The sequence below is a fragment of the uncultured Streptococcus sp. genome, assembly GCF_915066115.1.
Taxonomy (GTDB): domain Bacteria; phylum Bacillota; class Bacilli; order Lactobacillales; family Streptococcaceae; genus Streptococcus.
This window is the reverse complement of the sequence record NZ_CAJZDT010000139.1, coordinates 1-4,299: the sequence shown is the minus strand read 5'-3', so window position 1 is coordinate 4,299 and position 4,299 is coordinate 1. Positions and strand designations below refer to the sequence as shown.

Genomic DNA, 4,299 nt, shown 5'->3' with positions numbered 1-4,299 from the left:
AACAGTTTTGGTGGGTGGGGGATAAAACGGACGAAGTCGGTAACCATATCTACAGCAAGCTGAAGCTGACGTGGTTTGAAGAGATTTTCGAAGAGTATAAATTATACTTTTACAACTTGAACCTCGTCTTTACCGAGTAAAATCAAGTATTTTTCAATATTTTCAATCGAATAGGATCGTGATAAAGCTTCTCCGTATAGGGATAACTGACCACGATAGCGGTCTACGAGTTGACTCGGTTCATCATAGCGGTCTGTCTTATAGTCAAACAGAACAATTTTATCTTCGTAAAGTAGATAGCCATCAAGGATACCACGGACAACGAAGTCTTCCTGACTCTTTTGGTCTCGTTTGAGCATGGAAAAAGGTTGCTCGCGATAAAGATGGTTGGTATTAGCGAGAATTTCCTGACCGAGTGCTGTGTCAAAGAATGCAAGAATTTTAGCAAGATTGATCTTGTCTCTGACAGCTTGGCTAGTTTGAACTTGTTTGAGAGTTTCTGTCAGGCTAGCAAGAGTTGGTCGCTGACTGAGATCCATTCTCTGCATGAGTTCGTGGGTGGCACTACCAATCTCAGCTCCTGTTACCTTTTCTTTGGTTGAAAAATCTGGCAAATCAAAGTTGATTTTCTTGTCTACTGACTGTCCTTGACTTGCAATCTCAACACCTTCCATATCCATAACAGGTTCGTAGAATTTCTTGATTTGACTTGGGGTTTGAACACTAGGAAGTTCAATGGCTGCGCGGTGAAGAGTATTATAAACTTCAACTTCTTTCAGCATTTCAAGAGCTTCTTTAATGGTATTTGACTGACGATTGTCTGCTTGGGAGCTATCTTGGAGAGGACTTTTGTTTTCCAACTCTCCGATAGATTCTCTAGTCAGCTGATCTTCACCAACAAAACGATAACAAAAGTTGAGATTATCCTTTGCAAACACTTTGCTGATAGCCCAAATCCAATCTTGGAAATTCCTTGCTTGAAGTCTAGTGTTGCTGTTTAGTTTTCCATTTTTAGCTGCTGGGTATTCCTTAGCTTCCAGCTTTTCACGAGAACCTTTACCGACAAGATAGAGCTTTTTCTCAGCCCTTGTCATAGCAACATAAAGAAGGCGCATCTGTTCTGAATAGCTTGCTAGCTGTAATTCCTCTTCATTCTGTCTATAAGTCAGACTAGGAATGGAGAGTTTGATGGTTTTAGGATAGTAGTCTTCTACTGCCCCTGTCTCCATTTTGGCAATATATTTGACACCAAGACCATTCTGACGGCTGAGAATGACTTCTGACATAGAGTCTTGCTTGTTGAAATCTTGATCCATATTGAGAATAAAGACGTAAGGAAACTCTAGCCCTTTACTCTTGTGAATAGTCATAAGTTCTACAGCATCCTTGGGCGGTGCGACAGCCACGCTTGCCAAATCGTGCTGAGCTTCTAAAACTTGGTTAATCATACCAATAAAACGCGACAAGCCTTTGAAATTGCTCTTTTCAAATTGATCAGCACGCAGAGCTAGTGCATAGAGATTAGCCTGTCTAGCAAGACCATTTGGTAAAGCCCCCACATAATCATAATAAAAACGGTCGTTATAAATCTTCCAAATCAAGTCATATAGGGAGTGGGTTTTGGCATACAGGCGCCAAGAAACCAAGATATCCATGAATTGCTTTAGTTTCTCAGCTAGAGCTGAGTGAATCAAGACTTTTTGGCTACTTACCATTTTTTGTGCATTGACCAGTTTCTCATAGAGATTTTCTTGGACTTTATCCTCCGCTTTCTGAAGAGATAAACGTGCTAACTCGTCCTCATCAAAGCCAAACATTGGAGACTTCATAAGGGCAACCAAGGCATAGTCTTGCAGGGGATTATGAATGACACGAAGAGTGTCTAGCATGACTTGCACTTCTAGGGATTGGAGATAATTGTTTTGCTCTCCGTCGGTTTTAACAGGAATCCCGTACTCAGACAGGGCGAGAAGAATCTGGTCATTACGACTGCGGCTGGAGGTCAGAAGGGCGATTTCTTTAAAGGCAACACCTTGTTCCTGATGAAGTTTAAGGATTTCCTTGATAACTAAGCGCATTTCCCCTGTTAATTTCGTTTCTGCTTGGCTCTCTTCTTCCTCGCCTGTATCGTCCTTGTCGTAGATGAGAAATTCTGCCTTGTTGTCTGGATTGGGAGTCAGTTTGGTATTGGCAAAAACAAGCTGGTGCATGTTATCATAGTTGATTTCGCCGACTTCTTGGTCCATAAGACGTTCAAAAACATCATTGGTTGCTGACAGCACTTCTGAACTACTACGGAAATTTTCCTTGAGGAGAATCAGCTTTCCTTCTTGGGGATTTTGCGCATAGCGTTGAAATTTTTCATTGAAAATCTGCGGGTCTGCTTGACGGAAACGGTAGATGGACTGCTTGATATCTCCTACCATAAAGCGATTGTGACCATTTGACAGCAATTCCAGCATCCGTTCTTGAATGTGGTTGGTATCCTGATACTCATCGACCATGACTTCATGGAAGCGGTCCTGATAAACCTGACGAACTTGTGGGAAATTCTCTAAAATCTCAATGGTATAGTGGCTGATGTCAGCGAACTCAAAGGCATTTTCCTGGCGTTTACGCTGACGATAAGCTTCCACAAAATCGCTCATAAAAGCTTGGAAGGTTTTAGCTAGCTTCCAGGAGTCTTCATGGTAACGTTCTTGATAGTCGAGAATCGTTATCTGGTCTGACAGTTGTCCTAGTTTAGCAAACTGGGCCTTTCTCTCATCGTTATAGGCATCAGCCAGTGGCTTCAAATCAGCCTTACGGCTGGCATTAGTCAGAGATCGACCGTTTTTCTCTTTTGAAATGGCGACAACACGCGCAAGCACTGCCTGATAAATCTGACTATCGGACTCCTGATTCAAGGAGCCAATTTCATCCAGAATTAATTGAACATTCTCTAGATAAGCAGCCTTTGCAAATTCCTTGGCATCATTATCCAGATGGTAACGGAAAAAGTTTTCCAAGTCCCAAAGGGATTGCTGGATTTGCTCAGTCAGTTTTGCTTTTTCATTAGTAAAATCAGCTTTTTCAAAGCCTTTGAGGAAAGATTCACTCAGCCATTTTTGAGGATTACTGGTAGATTGGAGGAAGTCATAAATTTTATAGACTTGCTGGCGCAGCCCCCGTTCATCCTTGCCTCGCCCAGCAAAGTTTTTCAGCAAATGACTAAAGGTCTCTTTCTGTTTGCCTTGATAATGGACTTCAAAAATCTCATGGAAGACTTCGTTTTTTAGAAGAAGTTGCTCGCTCTGGTTTTGTAAAATCCTGAAATTAGGTGCAATATCAATCAGATAGCCATGTTTACCAAGGAATTTTTGTGTGAAAGAGTCCATGGTACCGATGGAAGCGTTGGGTAGGTCTGCCAACTGGCGGCCCAAGTGTTGTTTGAGGTCAACATCATTGCTTTCTTGGATTTGTTGGCTGATTTTTTTCTCCAAACGTTCTTTAAGCTCTGTGGCAGCCTTAACGGTAAAGGTTGAGATAAAGAGTTGACTGATTTCTACACCACGCGCTAACTGGTCAAGAATGCGTTCGGCCATGACAAAGGTTTTCCCTGAACCAGCAGACGCTGAAACAAGGATATTTTGCCCTGCCGTATAAATGGCTTCGATTTGCTCGGCAGTTTTCTTTTGTTCCTTGCTCGAATTCGCTTCTGCTTCTTGCAATTTTTGAATTTCTTCCTCAGTTAAAAAGGAAATGGGCTTCATCGATTCAACTCCTCTCTCATTTTCTCAAACCAAGCTTGCTTGAGTTTTTCTCCGACCAGACGTTTGCCGTCAGACAACTCTAATTTCTCAAGGAAACGGGCTTGACCCAAGTGGTAATTAGCCTCAAATCCTGTAATGGTTTGGTGTTGCTGGACGTATGGGGCAATACTTCTGCCATTTTCGGTATAGGGATTGATGGCGAACTGGCCTTCTAAAATCTTCTCAGCTGCTTTCTTGTAAAGATGGGCATTGTAGTCCAGTAGGAGCTGGAATTCCTCGTCCGTCAACTGATTTGCCTTGTTTTTGTTGTAAAATTCGCCTAAATGACTGCTTTCTTTTTCCAAAAAGAGGCCGTGGTATTTCATTGATTTGCTAGCTTCTACTACTGCACCTGCCAGACTTTTAACGGCCATCAGAGATTGGACAGGTTCAGACATTTCCAAATACATGGCACCGAAAAAGTTCTGCTCCCCTTCTCTTTTTAGGGCAGCTAGGTAGGTTGGCAACTGAGAATTGAGTCCATTCAAGACATGAGGAAACTGGAACT

The 4,299-nt window shown here is 42.2% G+C and carries 2 protein-coding genes; both read right to left on the bottom strand.

Features of this window, described 5'->3' with window-relative positions; translation table 11 throughout:
* Positions 1-101: 101 nt before the first annotated feature.
* Positions 102-3,752, bottom strand: coding sequence for a helicase-exonuclease AddAB subunit AddA (gene addA, locus QZ565_RS08365; protein ID WP_295528141.1), 3,651 nt, complete (start codon positions 3,750-3,752; stop codon positions 102-104).
* Positions 3,749-4,299, bottom strand: a 551-nt coding sequence (locus QZ565_RS08360) for a PD-(D/E)XK nuclease family protein (protein ID WP_295528138.1), incomplete at its 5' end; no start/stop codon positions are given. The genes addA and QZ565_RS08360, both read right to left, overlap by 4 nt.

What these genes read in the sequence shown, in the direction of transcription:
- addA (WP_295528141.1), bottom strand. Translation starts at nt 3,752, where the DNA reads ATGAAGCCCATTTCCTTTTTAACTGAGGAAGAAATTCAAAAATTGCAA.